This is a genomic window from Cupriavidus sp. CP313 (assembly GCF_054072015.1).
Map to the genome: position 1 here is coordinate 1 of NZ_JBSVZB010000064.1, position 20,242 is coordinate 20,242.

General features: G+C 58.2%; 17 protein-coding genes and 2 pseudogenes. 9 read left to right on the top strand and 10 right to left on the bottom strand.

What is annotated here, in order from left to right; translation table 11 throughout:
• Nucleotides 1-92 precede the first annotated feature (92 nt).
• A complete protein-coding gene (locus ACW4E8_RS40180) occupies nt 93-296 on the bottom strand; it encodes a hypothetical protein (RefSeq protein ID WP_456809553.1) in 204 nt (67 codons plus the stop codon).
• A 1,437-nt stretch (nt 297-1,733) separates the two neighbouring features.
• Here ACW4E8_RS40180 and ACW4E8_RS40185 point away from each other — a divergent pair.
• From ACW4E8_RS40185 to ACW4E8_RS40195, 3 genes and pseudogenes are all read left to right on the top strand, one after another.
• The gene (locus tag ACW4E8_RS40185) at nt 1,734-1,985 is read left to right on the top strand and encodes a hypothetical protein (protein ID WP_456809554.1); all 252 of its coding nucleotides are present in this window, start codon (nt 1,734-1,736) and stop codon (nt 1,983-1,985) included.
• Between the two features lie 629 nt (nt 1,986-2,614).
• Nucleotides 2,615-3,355: pseudogene (locus ACW4E8_RS40190) on the top strand (heavy metal-binding domain-containing protein); the annotation flags it as partial.
• Nucleotides 3,356-3,810: 455 nt separating this feature from the next.
• The gene (locus ACW4E8_RS40195; RefSeq protein WP_456809555.1) at nt 3,811-5,328 is read left to right on the top strand and encodes a sensor domain-containing diguanylate cyclase; all 1,518 of its coding nucleotides are present in this window, start codon (nt 3,811-3,813) and stop codon (nt 5,326-5,328) included.
• Nucleotides 5,329-5,761: 433 nt separating this feature from the next.
• Here ACW4E8_RS40195 and ACW4E8_RS40200 read toward each other — a convergent pair whose 3' ends face one another.
• Nucleotides 5,762-6,073 (bottom strand): hypothetical protein, encoded by a 312-nt coding sequence (locus ACW4E8_RS40200; protein WP_456809556.1) that lies wholly within the window; start codon nt 6,071-6,073, stop codon nt 5,762-5,764.
• A 33-nt stretch (nt 6,074-6,106) separates the two neighbouring features.
• A complete protein-coding gene (locus tag ACW4E8_RS40205) occupies nt 6,107-6,538 on the bottom strand; it encodes a GNAT family N-acetyltransferase (protein WP_456809557.1) in 432 nt (143 codons plus the stop codon).
• Nucleotides 6,539-7,284: 746 nt separating this feature from the next.
• Here ACW4E8_RS40205 and ACW4E8_RS40210 point away from each other — a divergent pair.
• Nucleotides 7,285-7,698, top strand: coding sequence for a hypothetical protein (locus tag ACW4E8_RS40210; RefSeq protein ID WP_456809558.1), 414 nt, complete (start codon nt 7,285-7,287; stop codon nt 7,696-7,698).
• A gap of 2,354 nt (nt 7,699-10,052) precedes the next feature.
• Nucleotides 10,053-10,220: an H-NS family nucleoid-associated regulatory protein gene (locus ACW4E8_RS40215; RefSeq protein WP_456809569.1), complete on the top strand. Its 168-nt coding sequence runs from the start codon at nt 10,053-10,055 to the stop codon at nt 10,218-10,220.
• Nucleotides 10,221-10,309: 89 nt separating this feature from the next.
• On the opposite strand, the gene ACW4E8_RS40220 is transcribed toward ACW4E8_RS40215, so the two are convergent.
• The 3 genes from ACW4E8_RS40220 to ACW4E8_RS40230 all read right to left on the bottom strand — a co-directional run bounded on the left by ACW4E8_RS40220 (nt 10,310) and on the right by ACW4E8_RS40230 (nt 12,137).
• A complete protein-coding gene (locus tag ACW4E8_RS40220; RefSeq protein ID WP_456809559.1) occupies nt 10,310-10,549 on the bottom strand; it encodes a DUF3562 domain-containing protein in 240 nt (79 codons plus the stop codon).
• Entirely contained in the window at nt 10,521-11,033 is a 513-nt protein-coding gene (phaP, locus tag ACW4E8_RS40225; protein ID WP_456809560.1) for a TIGR01841 family phasin, read from the bottom strand. Before phaP ends, ACW4E8_RS40220 begins: the two co-directional genes overlap by 29 nt.
• Nucleotides 11,034-11,846: 813 nt before the next feature.
• Nucleotides 11,847-12,137, bottom strand: coding sequence for a YHS domain-containing protein (locus ACW4E8_RS40230; protein ID WP_456809561.1), 291 nt, complete (start codon nt 12,135-12,137; stop codon nt 11,847-11,849).
• A 907-nt stretch (nt 12,138-13,044) separates the two neighbouring features.
• Between ACW4E8_RS40230 and ACW4E8_RS40235 the strand changes: the two genes are divergently transcribed.
• A complete protein-coding gene (locus ACW4E8_RS40235; RefSeq protein ID WP_456809562.1) occupies nt 13,045-14,067 on the top strand; it encodes a M28 family peptidase in 1,023 nt (340 codons plus the stop codon).
• A 134-nt stretch (nt 14,068-14,201) separates the two neighbouring features.
• On the opposite strand, the gene ACW4E8_RS40240 is transcribed toward ACW4E8_RS40235, so the two are convergent.
• The gene (locus tag ACW4E8_RS40240) at nt 14,202-14,549 is read right to left on the bottom strand and encodes a single-stranded DNA-binding protein (RefSeq protein ID WP_456809563.1); all 348 of its coding nucleotides are present in this window, start codon (nt 14,547-14,549) and stop codon (nt 14,202-14,204) included.
• Nucleotides 14,550-14,606: 57 nt separating this feature from the next.
• On the bottom strand, nt 14,607-15,884 hold the full coding sequence (locus ACW4E8_RS40245; protein WP_456809564.1) for a hypothetical protein: 1,278 nt from the start codon (nt 15,882-15,884) through the stop codon (nt 14,607-14,609).
• 845 nt (nt 15,885-16,729) lie between these two features.
• Between ACW4E8_RS40245 and ACW4E8_RS40250 the strand changes: the two genes are divergently transcribed.
• Both ACW4E8_RS40250 and ACW4E8_RS40255 read left to right on the top strand, forming a co-directional pair.
• Nucleotides 16,730-17,002 (top strand): hypothetical protein, encoded by a 273-nt coding sequence (locus ACW4E8_RS40250; RefSeq protein WP_456809565.1) that lies wholly within the window; start codon nt 16,730-16,732, stop codon nt 17,000-17,002.
• Nucleotides 16,995-17,642: a hypothetical protein gene (locus ACW4E8_RS40255; protein WP_456809566.1), complete on the top strand. Its 648-nt coding sequence runs from the start codon at nt 16,995-16,997 to the stop codon at nt 17,640-17,642. The genes ACW4E8_RS40250 and ACW4E8_RS40255 overlap by 8 nt, the downstream gene beginning before the upstream one ends.
• Before the next feature lie 127 nt (nt 17,643-17,769).
• On the opposite strand, the gene ACW4E8_RS40260 is transcribed toward ACW4E8_RS40255, so the two are convergent.
• Nucleotides 17,770-18,090, bottom strand: a complete 321-nt coding sequence (locus ACW4E8_RS40260) for a hypothetical protein (protein WP_456809567.1) — start codon at nt 18,088-18,090, stop codon at nt 17,770-17,772.
• Between the two features lie 635 nt (nt 18,091-18,725).
• Between ACW4E8_RS40260 and ACW4E8_RS40265 the strand changes: the two are divergent.
• Nucleotides 18,726-18,917, top strand: a pseudogene (locus tag ACW4E8_RS40265) (dynamin family protein); the annotation flags it as partial.
• 208 nt (nt 18,918-19,125) lie between these two features.
• Here the strand turns inward: ACW4E8_RS40265 and ACW4E8_RS40270 are convergent.
• Nucleotides 19,126-19,587, bottom strand: coding sequence for a hypothetical protein (locus ACW4E8_RS40270; RefSeq protein WP_456809568.1), 462 nt, complete (start codon nt 19,585-19,587; stop codon nt 19,126-19,128).
• Between the last annotated feature and the right edge of the window lie 655 nt (nt 19,588-20,242).

Sequence of the window (20,242 nt, forward strand, 5' to 3'; positions counted from 1 at the left end):
TGTGTCAGCATCGGCGGCAAATCCGCCATCCTCCACCAGGTGGGTCAGTTTTACTTCGGCGGGGTGGGTCATTTTTGCATCGGCGCTAACACTTACTTCGGCTGCATCATTTGCTGGCATGCCCGCATCATTGCGGCATGGTCGCCAGCCATAGACTGCTGCATTTGCGCCGCGTGTGCTTCTGCCTTCTTGGCTTCGCGTGCCTTCTCAATAACAGCCCAATCCGGCCCCGCGAGGACGGACAGGGAAGAGGCGAGGGCGGTCATGCCGGCGGCGGCAAGAATAAACTTCTTCATGGTAGTTCTCCGTTCACTCGAAGCAATGAGGCATCGGGTGCGTTTTCTTACGCTCGAGCGCCACTGCCGAGTGGAATGTTCATGTCAGGTTACGGACCGCCAAACGTCGTTGGAGGGGCCAATCCGTAAAGGCACTAGCCGACCACTAGCTGGCAGGTCGGTCTCAGACGGAGAACGGTTTGGGTGGGCGCTCCAGGAGCGCCAAAACTATGGAAAGGAAACTGGACTCGGGGTGAGGAGCGAGAACGCTCGTCCAAGCATTTTCCATAAGGGAAGCTGGCATGGGAGCCGCTACGACGGTTGCGCACATCACAGTGCACGAACCATGAGCCATCTTGGCTAGATGTCCCGTGTCTGAACAAGCGTTTTTGGCATTGCAGCCATGCCCGGCGTCAACCAGTGTTGTGATGTCCTGAATCGAGGGACTGCCGCCCAAGGGCGACGCATCCATGCCAACGAGACAGCACTCGGAAAATGGCATGGCCGATGCTCGCAGTGGCAGTGCCAGCGCGAGCGTCAAAAGCAGAATTACTTGCCAGAACCGTTTCATTTCTCCGGAGCTCTCATGTCTCTTTTCGAGGAAAACTGTGTCGCAAAGAACGTCTAGAAGGCATGGTATGGCGTCCCTAGTTCCGCCGGACCTGCTGCAGCTCCGAGGACCCGGCGCTCAAGTCACAGCAGGCAATGAATGCAAGGTAGGCCGCGTCTAGTTGATGTTTATCGGTCTGTTTGCTCGCCAGGACTTCAAGCGCAGATAGCAGGTGGTCGGCCAGTTCGAACTCATTTTCCCGGCAAGCCCTCTTGAATACCTCTAGCACGTCGTCACCCAGAGTGTGCTTCAAGCTGCTCATTGTCGACCCCCAACAGCTGGTGGCCAGTGCCGCTTGCGCCGACAAACTGACCGGATACAGGCATTCTGGACGTTGCCATAGTGGGAAGGTCAAGGAAAAAGTGCCGAGCGGACTAAAGCCACTGGCCGACAATCGACCATCACGACATCTCACTCGTCTGGCTGTGCGCATGGTGTTTTCTCCGCGCTGTTCCGAGAAGCGGTTCGATGCAGAGGTGGGGCACTCGTCGGCGCACGGCTTCACCGATTCATTGACGCATATCAATTGCGCAAAAAAGTAATGACGTACCTTTGCTAAAGGGCTATTCAGCCTAATGCTAACCAGCAACGGGAATATCATCATGACAAAGAATCGGTGTACCTCCCTACTCATTGCACTCGCTGCCGTAGCCTGGACTCCGTTGGCGTTCTCGGCGGCGCCGCCTGCAAGCGACCCCGCCCACGACCATAACCACGCCCCGGAGCGTCCGGAGGCGCCTGCAGCGACTCCTCGAGCTAACCCCGACATTGATGCTCAGGTTGCCCATTTGCGCGCAATCCGCGAGCGGCTGTCACGGACCAATACTCCGGAGGAACGTCAAGCGCTCATGGCTGAAAGGGAAAAGGTGATGCAGGAAGCCATGGCCACGATGCATAAGACAAGTGGAATGGCTGGCCCAAGCGGGACACGCTCGTCCAAGGAAGCAAGCAAGGCCACGGCCGCTCAAATGCGTATGTGTCATGACATGAAGGGGCAACACATGGCCCTCATGCAGGAAATGATGCAGGCGATGATGGACACTCAAGGGATGGGCGGGGGTATGGGCCACGCGATGGGCGGCGGCATGATGGGTAAGTAGCCCGTGCTCCGCCGGCGTGCGATGCAATTAAGAGCAGCCAACAAGTGGGGGGCAGTTCGAACTTCTTCTCGTGACAGGCCCTTTCGAATACCGCGAGAACCTGCCCTTGCAGGGTGTACTTGTTGGCGCTCCTGGTTTGCCACCCTCGGTGGGGCGCACTTCCTACGGCCATGGCTGGCATCTTCGCAAAGCGCTTCCCTAGCGGCAAGGTTAAGAGCTCGATGCGTGTCCATGCTAGGTCTGTAATCGAAGCTCGTCCCTTATCCCCAAAAGGGGGGCTCCACGCAGAATGGGCTTGACCTTCCCGCAATGGGAAGGTGCAGCATATGAATTGAATCAAAACAGAAGCAGATTGCAGACCTTAGAAATGCCCGAGAGGTTGGAGCGTCATGTGCGCCAGGAGTGCCATGCAATCACTGCTTAGCGTTGTCTCTCAGAGTGAGGTCCATCAAGGCGGGCGAGACCGGATATGGCGGGACGTTTGTCGGTCCGCAAGGCGCTCGTTGTTAAGCGTTCCAAAGGAATGCCAGAACGGTAAGGAGGTGTGTTGAATGGACAGGCCGAGCCAACTCCAAGCCCAAAAGGGTGAGCATTCCTATCACCACGCGAGCACCTCGGACGCAGGCAAGATGGAGAAAGACCCTGTATGCGGAATGAGCGTGAGTAGCAACTCACGCTTCAAAAGCGATTATCGGGGGAAGACATACCGATTCTGCAGCGAAAGCTGCGAAAACAAGTTCATCGCCAGCCCAGAAAGGTACCTGGCGGCTCCCGCCAAGATAGCTGCTGCTCCGGTGCAGCCAGGCACCATCTACACTTGCCCGATGCACCCGGAAATCCGGCAGGACCACCCGGGAAACTGCCCCAAATGCGGCATGACGCTGGAACCGGTCATCCCAGAGTTGGGCGAGGACGAGAATCCGGAGCTGGCCGACTTCACGAGACGCTTTTGGTGGACGCTGCCGCTGACGGCAGTCGTATTCATATTGGCCATGTTCGGGCACCGCTTCGGCTGGGTGGACGCGTCTGTCCAGAGCTGGGTCGAGTTGGTCCTGGCGACGCCTGTGGTTCTCTGGGCTGGTTACCCGTTCTTCGAGCGCTGCGTTTCGTCGTTCATCCATCGCAGCCCAAATATGTGGACCCTCATCGGTCTCGGCACCGGTGCGGCATATGTCTACAGCGTCATTGCGACCGTTGCGCCTGGCATATTCCCGGAAACCTTCACTGCTCACGGTCGAATCGGCGTGTATTTCGAGGCCGCTGCAGTCATCATTTCACTCACCTTGGTTGGCATGGCTTCAAAAAGAAAGGAAGGTCAGACGTCGAAAAGCAGTACGTGCATTGCAGGAATTGTCGCGGCAACGCTGAGATGAGTCCCCAGACTTCGGCTGTTCATACAGTCGCCTCGAGGCCGCACCCGCATCAGGAACACGCGCTTCGTCCTCTGACGATGGTCGATGCTCACGGAAATCTTGGTCACGTCTAGCGCCTTGTCGCAGTCCATCGTTACCCGCCGCAAAGCCTTGCAGCTATTCGCGAGAGTTCGAGGGCTCACAGGCGATGGCGGTGGCAAACCGGCAGGCTAGCCGACGTGAACTTCCCCCCCCAAAAAAATGAAGTGCCTCATGAGGCATCTCCTGTTGAGGCGGCACTCCGCGACTGTCGCGCAAAAGCGTCGCCATGCAACGACGAACGAACGTTGTCGCAAGGCGGCACTGGGTATGCCGTTAGAATCCGCCCGACCGCGCTCAGGACCATCCACGAGCGTCGTTTGAATGTGCTTTGGCGGCCATATGGGGCAGGGGTTGATATTGGTGGAAGTGATATGGCGCTGACGAAGTTTGCTGGGGCTTTTCTGGCTCGCCCCACTCTTTTTATCGTTGGGGCGCTTGCGGCCGCCGTTACCTTGGCGTGCATCACTGCCGTATCGCTTTACCAAATGCGCTTGGACGCGCTCGCGCGAGCCCGCGACGCTGCGGACAATCTCTCTCTGATTCTGCAGCGTGATATCGAACGCAATATCGAGGTATACGAACTGTCGATACAGGCCGTCATTGATGGGGTCAATGACCCCGGCACGTTGCGACTGCCGTCACAGATTCGGCAGCGAGTCCTCTTCGACAGGTCAACCAACGCCCAGGATATGGGCTCGCTCTTAGTTACAAACACTGCGGGCGAAGTCGTCATTGATTCTCACTCGGTTCCACCTCGACAGCTCAACCTCAGTGACCGAGATTACTTCACGATTCACCAGCAATCGGCCGGCGCCGGGCTCTTCATCAGCAAACCATTCTCACCGCATCTAGCGAAGACGGAAACGTCGATTGGACTAAGCCGACGGCTGACGGATAGCCAAGGCCAATTTGCAGGCATCGTTGTCGGGACACTTCGGCTGAACTACTTCCACCGCTTGTTTGATGGGATGACGCTTGGCGACCACGGCTCCATCACGTTGGTGCGAGTTGACGGAACGGTTCTGATGCGACGCCCCTACAGCCAGAGGGACATCGGTCAAAGCATTGCCGGCGTCCCAGCATTCAAGCCACTCATTCAAGCTGACAGTGGCTGTTACATTGGTACTGCGGCGTTGGATGGCGCCCAGCGCCTGTACAGTTTCAAGCATATTGGCAGATACCCGTTGATAGTCGTCGTGGGGCTCGCAACCGATGACATCTACGCCGAGTGGAAACGGCGCGCTTGGGCAATCGGCAGCGTTGTGGCGCTGCTCGATATTCTCATCGTCTTGATGTCGGTGATGTTCGCCAAGCAATTTCGCAAGCGGCTCGAGATGGAACGACAACTTCATCTACTTGCCAATACCGATAGCCTGACGGGTGTGGGCACCCGCCGTGTTCTGGATTCAACCCTCGATGCCGAGTGGCGACGTGCGAGCAGGAGCAAGCAGAGCCTCTCCGCACTCATGGTAGACGCAGATAACTTCAAGAGTTTCAACGACCATTATGGGCACGCTACCGGCGACAGTGCGCTAAGAACCATCGCTCGCTGTATTGTTGAGAACATTCGTCGCCCAGGCGACTTTGTCGGCCGTTATGGCGGCGAAGAGTTCTGTGTGCTCCTCCCGAATACAGACCTAAGGGGCGCGGTGCAAGTAGCGGAGAAGATTCGAGCTGCGGTCCTTGCAACTAACCAAGCAAACTTCGCCAGCCCACGCGGAAGACTGAGCGTAAGCATTGGCGTCGCCGTTTTTGACGGCACTGGCCTGCCCGGTGATACGGCGGACAAGCTCGTGCACCTTGCCGACCAACGGCTTTATGAAGCAAAGGCGGCTGGTCGTAATACCGTAATGCCGCAGCAAGCGCCCCCTCAATTGGCGGTAGCCTGAGGACTGATTTCGGCGCCTTCCGGACATGCGGGCTGCCAGCCGAGCCTCCGTCTCCAACCCGCCTTGCCGCAGCACGGGAATCGCCCCGTGGTCGACGGAGGATTGGTGGTTCACGGGGTAACCAAGCAAGGGAAGGACCAGAGGAAGGGTTAACTCGGGTCAAGGTTTACCCGGAATTGCTTTCAAATCAGCCCGTTGGCGCACAGATGACACCGCAGTGTCATGGAGCTTCGCTTCAATGCGCAGTCGATTTTCATGATGACTTGCCGGTGGGGTTGGACCGGCGGTGCCAGGGCCGCAGTTGGCGGCCGTATAAGAAGGGCTCGTTCGTCAGCGTGCTAGACGAAACTGGCCGTGTAATTTTGGAGGGACTGATATGCACCAAACACTCGCGGTTTCGGGGACATCGAACCAATTGTCGCTGCGAAGCGACTCAGTTGGGAATCTGGTTCAATGGACAGCGGCACGCATCGAGGCTTTGCGCGACGAAGCCGCAGCGTTGCGCGCGTAATCGCAGGTGCAGCGCTTGGGCGCAGACATGACCGTGTCGCTGGAAGATGCCGTTCACCTGCTGCAGAAAGCCGCCATGCTTGATAGGGGCGCTGATGTGCTGGCGCAAACCAGTGCTGAGCTCTGCTAGCGCTCCGTGGCGAATGGCGTCTGGCTTTTTACCGACGAGAATTTCTTGAGCTATTTGTCGCGTCTTGTCGTCGCCATTTCGCTGTGAGCGAACGCTCGAAGGCACGGAAACGGCTAACAACACATGCGGGAGCAGACGCTAGAGCTCAACCTTCATGATTGCCGCCGTTCGGGCACCGGTATCGGAGAATTCACGAGAAGCCAGCAGTTCGTGAGGTATGGCCGCACGGTCGACTGGCGTGAAGCCAAGACGAGTGAAATAGCCGGCGGCAGTTTCAGTTCGGACGACCAGGGATTCGATACCGCGCAAGCGTACATCGGCCACGAGCGCGGAAACCAGTAGTGCGGCCAGACCCGCACCCCTTGCGCGTTCAGCCACGGCAACCCCTTGTAACAGAGCAACTTTGCCGCCGAGTTCTTCGATACCGGCGCACCCAAGGAGGCCGGTCCTGTCCCGGCTGACATGAAACTGCACCGCTTCGCCACGTATTCTGCCAACAGGCAGTGAACACGCCCGAAGCAATGCTTCCACATCACGAAGGTCTGCCTTGGTCGCAAGACGCGGCCTCATAGCGTTACCCGCAAATCTGGTGAGTAATGACGAAGGCCTCGGCGTTACGACAGTTACCCACCAGCATGGCGCTCCCCCATTTTAGTCATCGTAGTCACCATGCCAGCGTCGCCACTCGCGTCGACGCTCGCGCCATTCGCGTTCGCGCCAGCGTTGCTCCCGCCACGCACGCTCCCGCCACGCACGCTCCCGCCACGCACGATGCCGCCAGTCGTCGTAGTAATAGCCCGGAGCAACGACCACAGGCGGAGGTTGGACGAATACCGGGGCGGGCTCGTAGTAGGGCTGTGGCGGGACGACAACCGCTGGCCCGGGAATCCCGATACCGATATCCACGTCCACGCGTGCCTCAGCTACATAGGGAGTGAGCCCGATAACCCCGGTCAGAAGCATAAGTGCTGAAACGTTTCGCATGGCTTGCTCCTTCTCTTTCTATGGGCAGTCTAGGCCGGCGCGGTTCGATGGTGCATTAGTCAAATCGCACGACTGTTACTTTTTGTAATGCGATGCAGGGTGCTGGCTTTCCCAGCGGGCATGAACGCACGCGGACAGCGTCCGCGCGAAGGTAACTTCCAGAAGGACGAAGAGGGTAGAGGCGAGTTCGATGGCCTCGTGATTCATGTTTGCCAGTTGCAGAACTTACGGATTGTCACGACTTGTGGGTCAACTCGGACGCCATCCGTACCGTTTTTTCCGGTAAGCAAGGCTCATTGCCAAGCTGCTAAATTTTCCCAGGAGTTCACGTCATGAAGAAGCTGTTCGCTGCTCTCGCATCCGCCGCCCTCGTCGGTACCGTTTTCGCGCAGACTGGTGTGCCAGCTTCTGCGACTCAGCCGCAGGGCGCGGCGGAGAAAGGCCAGGTAAAGGCCGTCAAGGAGGAGGCCACGCAGGCAAAAGCCGACAAGAACAAGAAGAGTGCCGGCGCGCAGGGCGATGAAGTAAAGGCCCAAGCCAGCTCCAACAAGGAGAAGGCTGACGTAAAGGCTGATGCCAATAAGTCCGCCGCCAAGGGCACCCACCACAAGACGAGCAAGACGAAGGCCACCCATACGGAGGCTGGTATGGCGAAGGTTGAAGCAAAGAATGATTCCGACAAGGCGAAGGCCAAGGCGGATGTGGCGAAGCCCGAAGCCGGCGTGGACAAGACGAAGAAGCAGTAAGCTGCTCCCATCGGGCGAACCGAGGGGCCGTTGCCAGGGCGAAGGCCGTTGCAACGAAGCCTGAGTGCAGGAGCTTTGCGGAGAGCGCTGGTTTGCTGGAAACCCAGCCCGGCCTCTCCGCGCTTGTCACGTGTGGGGAAGCGCCATGAAACCCATTCTCGCATTGCTGATTGCCGCCTCTACGCTACTCGGCGGTTGCGTCGTGGTGCCATACGATGGTGGGTACTATGGTGGTGGATACTACGGTCCGTACGGGTACTGGGACCACCGGCACCACGGATACCATGGACATCATGGAGACGACGACTAACGCGGAATTTGACGCTTTCGTTGCAACCGAAACTCTAGCCATTCAGTTTCGATATCCAATAAAACGACATCGGGCTGCGCGTGGCGCCAAGCCAAAGTAGGAATTTGCCCTGTGTCAGGCAGGGATGGCGTGACAGATGACGTTTCCGAGGCGGTCGACTAGCCCCGGCTGTGCTCGGAAGGCCATGCCAAGAGCGTGGTCTGTATTTTGGATGTCGACAATTTCCGTGTGCTCGGCGCGCCTGGCGTTCGGAATGAGCAGCTCACCGATGGTGGCCGGAACGACAGTGTCCTCAGTAGCGCGGAGCACCGTTAAGCGGGCAGGAAATGACGCTATTTGTTCGAAGGCAACTGAGCGCCGCCAGCTTTGCGCCGTGCGGAGTATCTTGGTGAAGGCTGGACCGAAGGGAACCGCGAAAGCGGCCGAGTCATAGGCTGCGTCGACCAGTGTGACAAGTCGCCGGAGGGGCGTCGATATACACCAGAGCAGAGTGGTCAGAAGTCGGCGCCGGCGTTCGATTGCTGGTTGCAAGCGAACTTGCAAATCCTTTGCCTTCCAAGGCGCGCAAACAGAGTTTTGAGCTGGGAGCCAGGTGGCGAAGCACTGCCGCAACAGCTTAGTCACGGCGAACCGGGCCAACTCTCTTCCATTCCAATCGTTCAAGGAGATGGCCGTCACAGTGATGTCATTTGGATGCCGACATAATCGCTCATCAAGCAACTCTGCAGTTTCGAATGATATGCACGTAACGATTCGTACATTTACTATCCCAGGAAAGCGGAGCCGAGAGCCTCTGCACCAAGCGGCCGTGTACGCCACGATAGGACAGGACGCCGCTCCCCTAATGAGAAGTGATTGGAGTCAGCGAGAGTCCGAGGTATTTAAAGCAGCGCTGAATTGGGCTCGACGGAATTCTTATATTGTGTCGAATCCCGGGTCGCGCTCATTCTATGGAATCGCTGCCGGCCGCTAAGTGGAACGGTTGCCATGGCACGGCTGCCCAGTGCGATGCGATTCAGGCGCGATAGCACGTTTCAACCTACCATTTACCGCGCTCGGTACCATTGGCGCACCGTTGTGAGCAAAGTGGTGGCTTGCTGTTGTGGTATCTATCGAGGCCGGCCGTCGCGGCGGAGCGGCTTCCAGAGGCTTGGGGCACGGCGGCTATTTCCACCTGAGAGTCAAGAGGGGTCTCTTGTGCATCCAGGCGGGAGGAGAGAGTTTGAACGGTAGCTGTCGAGGATTACTCGCTCCGGAAAATTCCCCGTCTCAGGAGTTCATGTCGACCCAGATGCGCCCCCAAGAGCTCGCATAACTCAACGCGTGCTCTCTGTCGAAGAAATAGTCGAGAGTTGAGAAGGTGCGTGGCGGGCCGCCAAGCTTCTCGATGACAAGCTCGGCGGCATGGAGACCGCCTTGCACAGGGACTGCGCTGGCTTTGAGCAGGTAGCCCCTATGCGAGGTTAGAGCGGGTACCTTCATGTATTGGTTCACTCATCTGTGACCGTTCGTCGGGGGCATCGGGGTAGGCATCCTCAGAATCAAGTATCTCAGCAACAGATTACGGTTCGGTGACGCTCTAGGCAGCTCTCGGTAGCCGATTTGGCAGCAACCCATTGGACTGCGGGCCTCTGTCCTTGGGCATACCGTTTGCAGCGGGGTTGCCATTCACCGGCGATACGACAAAGTGAACTATGGTGGGCAATTCTATGCATAGCAAAACAGTGGCAACGGGGCGTGACTTTTGCAAGCTGGAGGGGTCTAAATATTCGGTGAGCCCGTCGTCGTCCCGTAGTAAGAGCGGCAGAAGTTCTACTGCAGTATCCGGCCACGATACGAAATAGTTTAGTTAGCTTGCGGTATTATTCTGATTATGAATCGCCCCAATTTGAAGCCGAAACACCCCTTGTCGTCGCTCGACGCAAGGGTCAGCCCAGAATCCCTCTTTCAAGGCACCAGCTTCGGTCCCTCTGGTTCCAGCGGTCGTGACAAAGCAGCAGCAATCCTATGGGTTCGCCTGCAAATGGCGCGGCATGGAATATCGATGGCCGATTTGGAGGCAACAGGCTGCTTCCAGCGTCCGGCTGCCAACGGTCCTGCTCTTTATAGGAATGCGGCAGGGGAACGCTGGGACGGCCATGGGCCGCTACCCGACTGGCTGCAAAGGGCCGTGAACGCAGGGCAAAGCATTGAGCATTTCCGCGTTGAGTGACTGAGGTGTACGCCGGCAGTTACTTTGGCAGTCCTGGGGGCACCCCATGGTATTCCCGTGGTGAGGCGACGTCCTGGGGTGCTCTGCGTTCATTTGCGCGCGTGGTGCTTCTGCGCGTTAGCGTGGTGCCGTAACGCACCCTTGACTCGCTTCGCGACAAACGGTGGCACATAGTCTTGAATGCGCGCCTCTGCAATGAAGTCCCGCAACGTTTCAACATAGATTTTCGCATATCGGCTCCCCTCGGCGAAAAAAAGCGAACCGAAGTTCGCACAAGAAAATTCCGACTGCGCGTGCGCGCTAGGAAATGCTATAGGGCAGGCCAGCACCTTTGTCGTGGGCCAAATGCTTTGTGGTTTTCTTGGCCGTTTCGTCGGACGCGCCGGCGGGCGTCGAAAAGGCTGATTGCCATGCTGCTAGGACAGATTCGCTTCCTGTGGGCGCGTTCTTCGCGAGGTTTTCGAATAACTCCTGCGCATCGCGTTGACATTGCTGGAGGTGCGCTTGGGCGGCCGTCGAGAATTCGCCTTGAATGCTCGACAGGATTTCGGAGACCTGCCGGCTGTACGACGCCGCCCTTTCTGCTATGGGCTGCGTCAGGTGCACAGGCAGGGCAACCCACTCTTGCTGGTTGTTGGCGGAAAGCGCCTTGCTCAGGATTTCCTGATTTTCGGCGAAGGTTGATTTGACTGCTTGCAGATTTAGCTCAGCCAGTTTTTCGATGCCTTCGAAGGCTATGGTCGCCAGACCAAGGAGCCTTTCCGCGCCTGCTTTCTGCGCGGAGATGGATTGTTCGGGGATAGGAGTGCTCATCACTGCTCCATAGGGTGAGGCTGCGAGTGTTCGAGGGGAACTCTGAATCAGGACACGAATAGTGCGCCGCCAGGGTGAAAGTCTTTGCTGCGTTGCGGCAAAAATCATTCTAGGGGCGATTGCTGGGAAGTCAACTGTTTCTCGCGTGGGCACGCTTGCGCGCTCGTAATGAAGTCGAGTTTCCCGTTGCCCGGAGAGGGCGTAGCAGAAACCGCCCACGCATTGAACGCAATCCACACCTGTCGATATGGTGTCAAACAAGTGCACCAAAAGGCTGATATCGAAGGAATTGCGGGTTAACCTTGATGCTGCTCAGCGTTAGTATGTCGGCCGCTTGGGCCTCAAGTGAAAAGGCGCGCGCCGACGGCGTCAGAACAGCGTCTGCGCTATCGCAACTCGCATCGCATACGGAGTGCTGGTGCTCGGGTCCCGCGCAGAATTGTGTGTAGGCGTCGCGTTTGCTGCGTGGTCTATTTGGCACGAGCCGGCAATGACCGCTCACAAGGCCAGACGGTCAGCGCTCGCCTTCGGCCTATCGCGACTGCAGGCGGAAACACCGCCAGCAGCCGATAGGCCGAAAGAAGAACAACGCGCGCAAACCGGCCAGTTGCGTGGTCTCGACGCATACGGAGCGTCTCTGGCCCGCATGGGTGCGGCTGAATTCAGCTACGCGGACCGATGTCGTGGGACCAGGCGCGAACAGCCGGCAATCAGTGCGCAATGACGCTTACTTCGGAACGAGTATTCCAATGTCTGAGATGGCGAACCCGGCAGAGGGCGCCAAAGAGGTGTCGTCTAGCAGCCGTCGTGGTGCTAATGCCGGTACACATATCGAGCGGGGTCTTGCTTAAAAATCGTGCGCGAAGCTTCAGATTCGAAGAAGTATGTCCGACCTTCAAAATTTGCCGTGATGGCGTGAGCAACGTCGACCTTCGTCCCTGTGACGGGGTCACGGGCAGTAGGGCTGTACTCCTGCGTTGTATGGCGGCGCTGCACGCTCTCTCGATTGGTTCGGCGACTCATGAATCGCTGCCACCCTATCAGGGCGATGACGGCCAGCCCGCCAAGCAGGAGCCATGAGAGATTCTGTGAGAGCCAGTCCATGCTTAGGCCTCCTGGTCAGGGAAGTAGGCAGCTGCCATGCGGTCAGGTAAGGGATGTCGTGTAGGACGTTGACAGTATGCTAACGCCAGGTCGCGGGAGCCATAAGGGAAAGGTTCGTGAGGTTGCCGTTCACTATGTACTAGCACCTCGCGCCCTGTCGCGACCCTGGCGGGGAATTTTGATTTTCAATGCATCGAGCTTTAGGGCGGAAAGCACATCAAGCACCCCGGTTCGTGCGTGCCTTCCCAGGGGGCAAGCTACGCGCTGGCTTCCAATTGCACGGCTCCAAGCACCTTCTCGTGCTCACAAACCATTTCCAAGCGCCGGGGTTCTTCGAGACGAATTCGAGCCATGCACTCGCCTGGGCGTTGACGAACCGGCGACGCGTTTCGCGGTCCTGCATGCCGGCAGCGTGATGGAAAGCGTGCGTCAGTTCGTGCCAAAAGATGACAGCAAAGTGCTCGCCTCGAAGTTGCTCATGCAGGTGCACCCATTGGTCGGCGTATAGGTAGTAGCCCCAGACGCCGGGCTCGGTCAGCAGCTTTGGCAGGCAATACACTGAGTCGTATCACTCGGTGCCAAATGGTCATGCGCACCGGCATTGAAAGCGAAGACGCCGACGCTTGCTGTCAAATTCGCCTCGAACCGCTATCGCTTCGAAAAGTGCTTCGAAAGCATGCATTCATCTAGTGCCAAGCCTGCTGGTTTACGAGCTTGAGCAGGGGCGTTGGTGTTGTTCACAGGCAGACATGGGATGTTGATGATGTAATGGTCATTAAGGTGCCGGCGGTGAGTAGAGTATGCAGCGTACCAGTGCCGGCTTCGGCGCCGCCAAAGTAACGGCTTAGATGTGCCGGCGCCGTGAGACGCCATACGTGACTTCGTGACTCCGGCTCAACAAGGGTTCATGATGCCCAATTTCGCTGACCTGGTAAGCCTGCCAAGAATTTCCGTTGTCTTGCTCGTAGTCTTGGGGCTTGCGCTGGTCGCAATGCTTGTACTTACTCAGATGCCTGGCCACTCACACAGGGGTCCACTGCCGGCACTGTCACCGGATGAACAGGCTCTCTCGGCACGACTGCGTGAACATGTCAGGAACCTGGCCACGGCTGAGCACAATGTCCAGAAGTACGCGGAACTCGAAGCCGCCGCGCAGTATATTGAGCGCACCCTGGCGGATGAAGGCTACTTCGTCAGTCGACAGGAATATGACGCCATGGGAAGGAACGTTCGCAACCTTCTTATCACGGTTCCGAGCAAGACTCAGCCCGGTAAGCGCGTAATGGTTGTCGGAGCGCACTATGACTCGGCGACAGGTTCGCCAGGCGCTAACGATAACGCGACCGGTGTGGCAAGTATTCTTGAGCTAGCCAAGCGTTTGAGAGACGTTGGAGCAACGGCTCAGTCCGACATTGTGTTCGCGCTGTATACAAACGAAGAGGAGCCGTACTTTGGGACGAACCTCATGGGTAGCAGCGTGCATGCTCGGTCGCTCAAGGAAAAGGGAGTAAATGTGATAGCGATGTTCTCACTGGAGACAATGGGGTACTACTCCGACGTCAAGGGCTCGCAGAAATACCCTGGCCCGCTGAGGGCGTTCTATCCGGAACAGGGGAATTTCATCGGTTTTGTGGGCAACGTGGGCTCTCTTGGTTTAGTGCGCAAAGTCACTAGCATATTTCGAGAACATGCGGCTTTCCCGTCTGAAGGGATTGCCGGCCCGCGGGTAATTCCCGGCATCGACTGGTCAGACCATGCGCCGTTCATGGACCAGGGCTACCCGTCGTTGATGGTGACCGATACTGCCCCATACAGGTACCCTTACTATCACAGTGCGCAAGACACCGTCGACAAAGTTGACTTCGACAAGCTGGCGCGCGTGGTTGTCGGTCTTGACGCGGTCGTGCGAGACCTTGCCAACAACCCCTAGAAGGCTCTAATGGTCCCAGTCATCGACGCCGGCGCCACGCCCAGCTTACGGCTGCCAGACGGCAGTTCTCTTCGCTGGAGGCAGCGCAGACAAACAGCCACCCGTCAACGGGTGGCTGAAATCAAAATAGAGACTTAGCCTTCTTGGGCAACCACCACCTCTGCCGCCTGTGCTGTGGCCGCAGATTGTTGCGTCGGCTTGGCAATCTTGGCTGCCTCGAATGCGATGATGAGCAGCGTGCCGGTCGGCTTGCCCTCCCGTGACAGATAGAAGTCAGTTTTCAGCTTGCCAGTGACTTTGACGAAGTCCCCCTTCGCGAGCCCGGGGTCCACGTCCTTCATGATGCGCACCGTATACCAGGTGCCGGGGTCATTGTCAGCGCCACGCTGGCTTTCACACATGCGAAACTCATAATACCCTTTGCCCGTGGCTTTACTTTCCTTTCTAACGGGAATCGTCGAGGCGTTGCCGAATGCTTGCATGCTTATGTCCTTTAAAATCGATTGTCGATGGATGTCCATCTCCTCGTATAGCGAGTGCTACGAAGTCAGGTTCCGGACAACGTCTGGAAGCGGTGAGGTGGCAGGCCGCCACGGGCCGAGAGCGCTCGGGCGCCGGTAAGGCAAATAGTTCTCGCCGAGCCAGCCGGTAAGAGGGTGCTTGTTTTTGGCGTCCAGCCGGACCTTCGGGAGCCAGGTGGGAAGAAGTTGAATGATGACGTGACCAATGCATCGTTCAATAAGGTCTTTTCGACCATCAGGCAGTCGCCTTTCCATCAGCGTATGCACTTCAAATATACCGTCATCTATTTCTCGGTATACGCGCAGCCCAGAGGTCATCGGTTTGCTGTTGGAGTCTTTCACTTCCGCATGCAGAAGAGCGAGTGCCCGCTTCAGAATGCGCTCTTTCTTTGCATGTACGACAACTCGACGAAGAACATGCCCGGTCGCAATCTTGCCACCGACGCAGTGGACGAGGGCGACGAGCGCCGCTTCGCGGTCATCCCCGCGCTTGCTCCGGTCAATTTCGACCCATGTCGCGCCATCGGCTTCGTAAGCTAGAACATCCGGTCGCAGAAGAAGCGTTCGCTTCTTTCGTGTGAAAGCCAAGAAGCCCTGCTTTACAGGGTCATCCTCTGCGCGATTCCGGTTCAGGTGGTGGAGGGCTTCGGATTCGGTGTGAGCCACCAATCCACGCGTCTCGCAAGCCAGGGTTATGAAATGCATCCAAAGACTATGCTCGGGGTTAGTCATGTCCGCCACGCGTCGCACCGATGCGGCCGCATCGATACCGTGGTCATCGAGCCACCGAGCGCCGGCTACAGTCAGCCCATAGACATGTTGGAACCGGTCTGTACGGTAATGCAGCAAGAGCTTTTCTTTCTTGAGCTTGCGCATAGCATTTTGTGCTGCTGTCAGCGCGGCCTTGAAGGGGCGTTCCGGAAAGCAATGGAGAGCGACATCAATCGTGCGAATGACGCGAAATCGATTTGCGATTGAGAGGGCGCGTAGATGGATAGCCTGACGAAGGTAGCTAGTGGGTATGGTGGCGGCGAGACCTCGGTCAACTGGCTGCCCTCCGCGCTTACCGGCTGTGTGTCGAGCAGATACGCTCACAGCTGTCTCGGCGTCATCAGCTGGCGTGACGCGTGATACCGGGGTCGATGTAGCCGCGTCACCGGAAGGTGTGTCCGTGGAATCTGCTGTGAGTGCCGCACGCATACCGATGTTGGTATCGTCGGGGGCGGCGTTCGGTGTCGTCGGGGATTGGCGCATGATGTTGCTCCGGACAAGAGTTTGCGAGGCCACCGCGGTCATCGTTCGCCTCGTCGGGCGCGCGGTTGGTGGCTCTTCCTATAGCAACCCCCGTACTAACCAGCTATAAATAGCTGCACACCATGCGCGCGCAGGAAATGTTGGTGCGCCCGATGCTTCGTAGCGCGGCTGGATGAGGGCAGGGGGCAACTGTTCTGTCCCCCTCGTCCAGCCTCGCGCGCTTGGGGCGCGCGACTCCGACGTTTCCATCGCGACGTACTTCAATGCGATTGTTCCATCTGCACGGCTGCGCCGGTGCGAAACCCCCGCCGCCCGACAACCATTTTTTCGATGCCATCCAACCTTCATCGGGCGGCAGCGCAACTCATCTTCCGGCATGCCGTTTCATCGCTGACTGCCCCACGCTGCACAAGCAAATGTTCTCCCGGCGCAGCGCGGGGACCCCGCGTCAGGCCATGCGCCCGCTGGTGCGGTCGCAACGTGCTCCCAAGGCGGAGCATGCGCTGGGCGGGCGGCGGGGGTTTCGCCCCCGCTTGCCGCGCCCGGTCGCGAGCAACTGCTCTCCCATAATCGTTCGACCAATGTCGACCGTCCCTTCCTGCACGCTGCCTCCGTGCCATCAAAGACCGCGGCTGCACGCCGCGCCGTCCTCCAGCTGGTCCATCGAGGAGCTTGCCTTTGGTGCCATCAGGCCGGGCGTTCTCCGAAATCGTCCTAACCAAGGGTCAGGGAGCCATCATCTGAGTGTCGTGGTGATACACGTAGCGTAGCCCACTAGCGCAGGCAGAGTGCTCCGCACGTGCTGACTGCCCGTGACCGTCGAGCCGACATGATGTATCGCACGTGCCTATACACCGCATCACTCACTAGACATCGGGAGGTGTCACATGCACGCAAAGAAACGTGGAAACCGCATCATTCTGTATCGCTCGAGCCATGTGCGGAAATGCGCGAATGGCAATACGCACGGCTACAGCACACAGGAGTTTGTCGGCCGCTTGCCCGCCGGCTCGAAGGTACTTCCGTCCGCGCTGGCAGCGAGACTGACCCTCGCAGAGCGCGAGTTTGTGATGCGCAAAATGGTTGAGCATTCACAGCGCAGGATGGAGGGAGGAACATCGACCGCAGTGCCCGCGCAGCCTGGAGGTTGGGATGCATAAGAAGACAAGAAACATCCTCGTCAGCCTGTATCGCTCGAGCTATGTGAGAAAGGGCGCGAACGGCAACACGCACGGCTATAGCACGCAGGAGTTTGTCGGCAGTTTGCCTGTCGACTCGCAGGAGATTCCCCCTCTTCTGGCAAAGAAGTTGTCGGCAGACGAGCGTCTCTACGTGGAGCGTGTCGTCATTGAGCCCGCAAAGCGGGCAGTGGAGGCGCGCCATCGCAAGGAGGAGGAGCGAGAGCGGGACCCTGGCTGGCGCATTGATGAGGCATTGCGCTTGTTGTCAGAGGCGAGTGACCGTATTGGCGATGGTGGCGGGGTAGCAACAGCTGATAGCTTGGCGCGGCTGCCTCAACTCGTCGCAAGCATCGCTGATTCCGTCGGCCTTTCGAAGGCTGGGGCTGGCGACAGCAATGTGGACCCGTTGAAGGACGCGCTGGCCGCGTTGGAGCGTGCGACACAGGCAGTGCGAGACGGGCGCTACGATAGTGCCCCAGCCGTGGGGGTGCAAGCGACAGAGGTGTATCGGTCTTGGAGTGCAATCATGGGGGCCGTAGAGGGCAGCGAAAAGAATAGTCTGTTGCGCGCTCTACAGGAGAGGGGCTGGGTAAAGGTCCGACGAGCTGCGTCGCGCTAAAATCCGGAGGGGCTCGTGGATTTGCTCCATGAAAGCCCCGAGTTGCTGCCGCGCCTGACTGGGCGCGGCATTTTAGTCGCATTGCCCAGTTCAAGGCCGGATTCCTCTCGCTATCGCGAGTTGTCCCTTAACCTCCGACCAATCCCGCGTAACGGAAGAGGACTGCTTCAAACGAGTTCACATCGACGATGAGCTTGTACTCGCCTCCATGCTCGGTTACAGCGATGCTACCCTCGACGCGGCCGTTGAGCCGTGGTTCGTCTTCGAGCAAATCGTCGCGGTCGTGAAAGCCGACAACTTTGGCGTCCTCCACGAGTGTCCATCCACTTTCCTCAAGCCAAAGGTCCACATCGCCGCCTCCGTCTTCGAGCGGGCCGCACATTTCAAACCAGCCAGGGGTGGCGGTCGGCTTGACCTGAACCATGATTGAATTCTCAAGCAGCAGCATAACAGCCTCCGTAAATCACCCTATGTCGGCAAAGGCCGTGGAAACTTGAGGCGACCTGGTTGGAAATTCCAGGACGCTTGGGCGAAGAGGACTCGGTCTTGAGGCTGGCCGGACCGCCGGTAGGGCACGAAGGCTTGGCCCAGGCGCTCAACGTGTCGCGGAACGGACTGAAGGTCCCGGGCGGCAGCTACCGCCTGCCCCGTTATTGCGGGCTGGGGGAAAATCGCTTCGCGGCAGGAAACCCCCTTCATCGATTTCGACGTCGAAATCGCTGCCAGATTGGCTAGGTTCCTCGTGGCATTGTGCATGACGTAAGATGAGGCGCTGCGGCCAAGGCCGGCCTTGTGGCAAGTTACCATCGTGGAAGAAGAATGGGCGACACAATTCAGATAGCTTCTCGCGTTGACGTGGTCAATGGCCGAGCGATGGTGATGCGGCGGCCGCCAGATGTGTTGGGCAAGGCCATCTCCGAGCTGAGTGAGTGGGTACCGTTGACAGCCACAATCCTTCCGGTGCCGGTAGCGAAAAGCATGGTTGACGAACAACGTCGCGAACTTGCTGGTGCCAAAGTCTAGTGTCCTGCGTCGTCGCCTGCTGGCGTTGCAAGGCATTCCCGCGGAAGGTCGTCGCACACTGCGACAAACTCGCTTTCGGATACCCCGGGCCTGGATGACACGGAACGCTTTCGCGTGAGCCTGACGGAAAGCGCGGTCAGGGACGTCGACGCGGTCTTGTTTCTGACAAAGTCCGGCATGGCATATTCGCAGTCCGAGAAAGATTTTCTGCTGTCCTTGTTGCGCAAGGGAACGGTCAAGCAACTGATTGTGGTCATTACGCAGGTTGACCAAACCTATGAGCAACACGTTCGCCTCGCCGAGGACAACGACGAAGACCCGCAGCCGATGGCGATGCGTATCGAGCTCGAGCGAGGCCGAATTGCCGCCGAAATCCAGGCGACACTCAATGACCTAAGTCGGGATGACTCGCCAGCGACGCAGCGCTACCGGGAGCAACTCGGCGACGTCGCGATTGCCTTCACGTCGGCAGTGCTCCACCGGGATTGGAAGGCCCAGAAGCCAGTCCGATACGCCATTGATAATTCCGACCCCGGCGGCGTCGAGCGCTTGAAAGCGCAGCTGCTGCGATTGCTGTCCACGGAACCCACCAGACCCGCACACCGCCGTAATACTCGTCGAGCAGTTTTGGGAGGAAGGCCTCGTACTCTTCTTCTGTGAGGACGGCGTCGTCGCGGACGGCGTATTTATAGCCACAGACGAAGCCATCTTCTACTGTGCGCTCGCAGTGTTCCGCAAACTGCGCTGCGGTCATTTTTGCTACTCGGTCAATCACGCCGTCGCCACGGTGAATCAGCTCATCGCGCAGCGCATCACGCATTTCCTCTTTGTCCAGGATGACTGCGCGGAGCGGCAGGTCTTCGATGCGGCGACTGCCCTGGTACCAGAAATCGTATTCGTCGATATCGAAATTGCGTTTCATTTTGTTGCTCCTTGCCCCTCAGGGCGTAGTCGTCGCTAAGTTCAACAGCTGCGTCGTTGTGTGTTTGGCGTGCTGTTAAACCGTCTAGCGACGACAATTCGAGAGGTCTCGCGCCAAGCCGCGATAAAGAGCCAAATAAGCGGAATTAACGCCCTTCAGCGCGATTGCACACAGTAAGTGGCTGGTTTGTAATGAGAAAATATTTATTAGAGGAAATGCTCTAATTTTCTGACAGCAGGAGTGCTGGGGACAAAGGGGCTGGAAGCAGGCCGGTATCCGGCTTGGTTGGCCAAAGGAGAGGCGGGATGTAGTCGGGAGCGAGAGCCGGAGCGCGAAGGGGGTGCGCCCGACGGTCCGAGTAGGTCTTAGGCCGGCGTGTCACCGGTAGGGGCGCGCGGATATACCGGGGCTCCGTAACCTATTACTTGGCAGCAGGGGTTATTGGTGTCGGCTGGGGGAAGGCGCTCATGGGCGTGCCTACGGCACGCATCCTTGGCCAAGGAAGATGGGAAGGGAGTGCTCGGGGAGAAAGCTTTAGCGCACAGGCACCCGTCGGTGCCTGATTGGATTCGCCCCCGTGTCCCCGGACACGGTCACACCCTTAGGTTGATAAGGCCATCGCACGCCTGAACTCCCGCGGGGAGCGGTAATTCAG

What these genes read in the sequence shown, in the direction of transcription:
- ACW4E8_RS40180 (WP_456809553.1), bottom strand. Translation starts at nt 296, where the DNA reads ATGAAGAAGTTTATTCTTGCCGCCGCCGGCATGACCGCCCTCGCCTCT.
- ACW4E8_RS40185 (WP_456809554.1), top strand. Translation starts at nt 1,734, where the DNA reads ATGGCTGAAAGGGAAAAGGTGATGCAGGAAGCCATGGCCACGATGCAT.
- ACW4E8_RS40195 (WP_456809555.1), top strand. Translation starts at nt 3,811, where the DNA reads ATGGCGCTGACGAAGTTTGCTGGGGCTTTTCTGGCTCGCCCCACTCTT.
- ACW4E8_RS40205 (WP_456809557.1), bottom strand. Translation starts at nt 6,538, where the DNA reads ATGAGGCCGCGTCTTGCGACCAAGGCAGACCTTCGTGATGTGGAAGCA.
- ACW4E8_RS40210 (WP_456809558.1), top strand. Translation starts at nt 7,285, where the DNA reads ATGAAGAAGCTGTTCGCTGCTCTCGCATCCGCCGCCCTCGTCGGTACC.
- ACW4E8_RS40215 (WP_456809569.1), top strand. Translation starts at nt 10,053, where the DNA reads ATGGCCGATTTGGAGGCAACAGGCTGCTTCCAGCGTCCGGCTGCCAAC.
- phaP (WP_456809560.1), bottom strand. Translation starts at nt 11,033, where the DNA reads ATGAGCACTCCTATCCCCGAACAATCCATCTCCGCGCAGAAAGCAGGC.
- ACW4E8_RS40230 (WP_456809561.1), bottom strand. Translation starts at nt 12,137, where the DNA reads ATGGACTGGCTCTCACAGAATCTCTCATGGCTCCTGCTTGGCGGGCTG.
- ACW4E8_RS40235 (WP_456809562.1), top strand. Translation starts at nt 13,045, where the DNA reads ATGATGCCCAATTTCGCTGACCTGGTAAGCCTGCCAAGAATTTCCGTT.
- ACW4E8_RS40240 (WP_456809563.1), bottom strand. Translation starts at nt 14,549, where the DNA reads ATGCAAGCATTCGGCAACGCCTCGACGATTCCCGTTAGAAAGGAAAGT.
- ACW4E8_RS40245 (WP_456809564.1), bottom strand. Translation starts at nt 15,884, where the DNA reads ATGACCGCGGTGGCCTCGCAAACTCTTGTCCGGAGCAACATCATGCGC.
- ACW4E8_RS40250 (WP_456809565.1), top strand. Translation starts at nt 16,730, where the DNA reads ATGCACGCAAAGAAACGTGGAAACCGCATCATTCTGTATCGCTCGAGC.
- ACW4E8_RS40255 (WP_456809566.1), top strand. Translation starts at nt 16,995, where the DNA reads ATGCATAAGAAGACAAGAAACATCCTCGTCAGCCTGTATCGCTCGAGC.
- ACW4E8_RS40260 (WP_456809567.1), bottom strand. Translation starts at nt 18,090, where the DNA reads ATGCTGCTGCTTGAGAATTCAATCATGGTTCAGGTCAAGCCGACCGCC.
- ACW4E8_RS40270 (WP_456809568.1), bottom strand. Translation starts at nt 19,587, where the DNA reads ATGAAACGCAATTTCGATATCGACGAATACGATTTCTGGTACCAGGGC.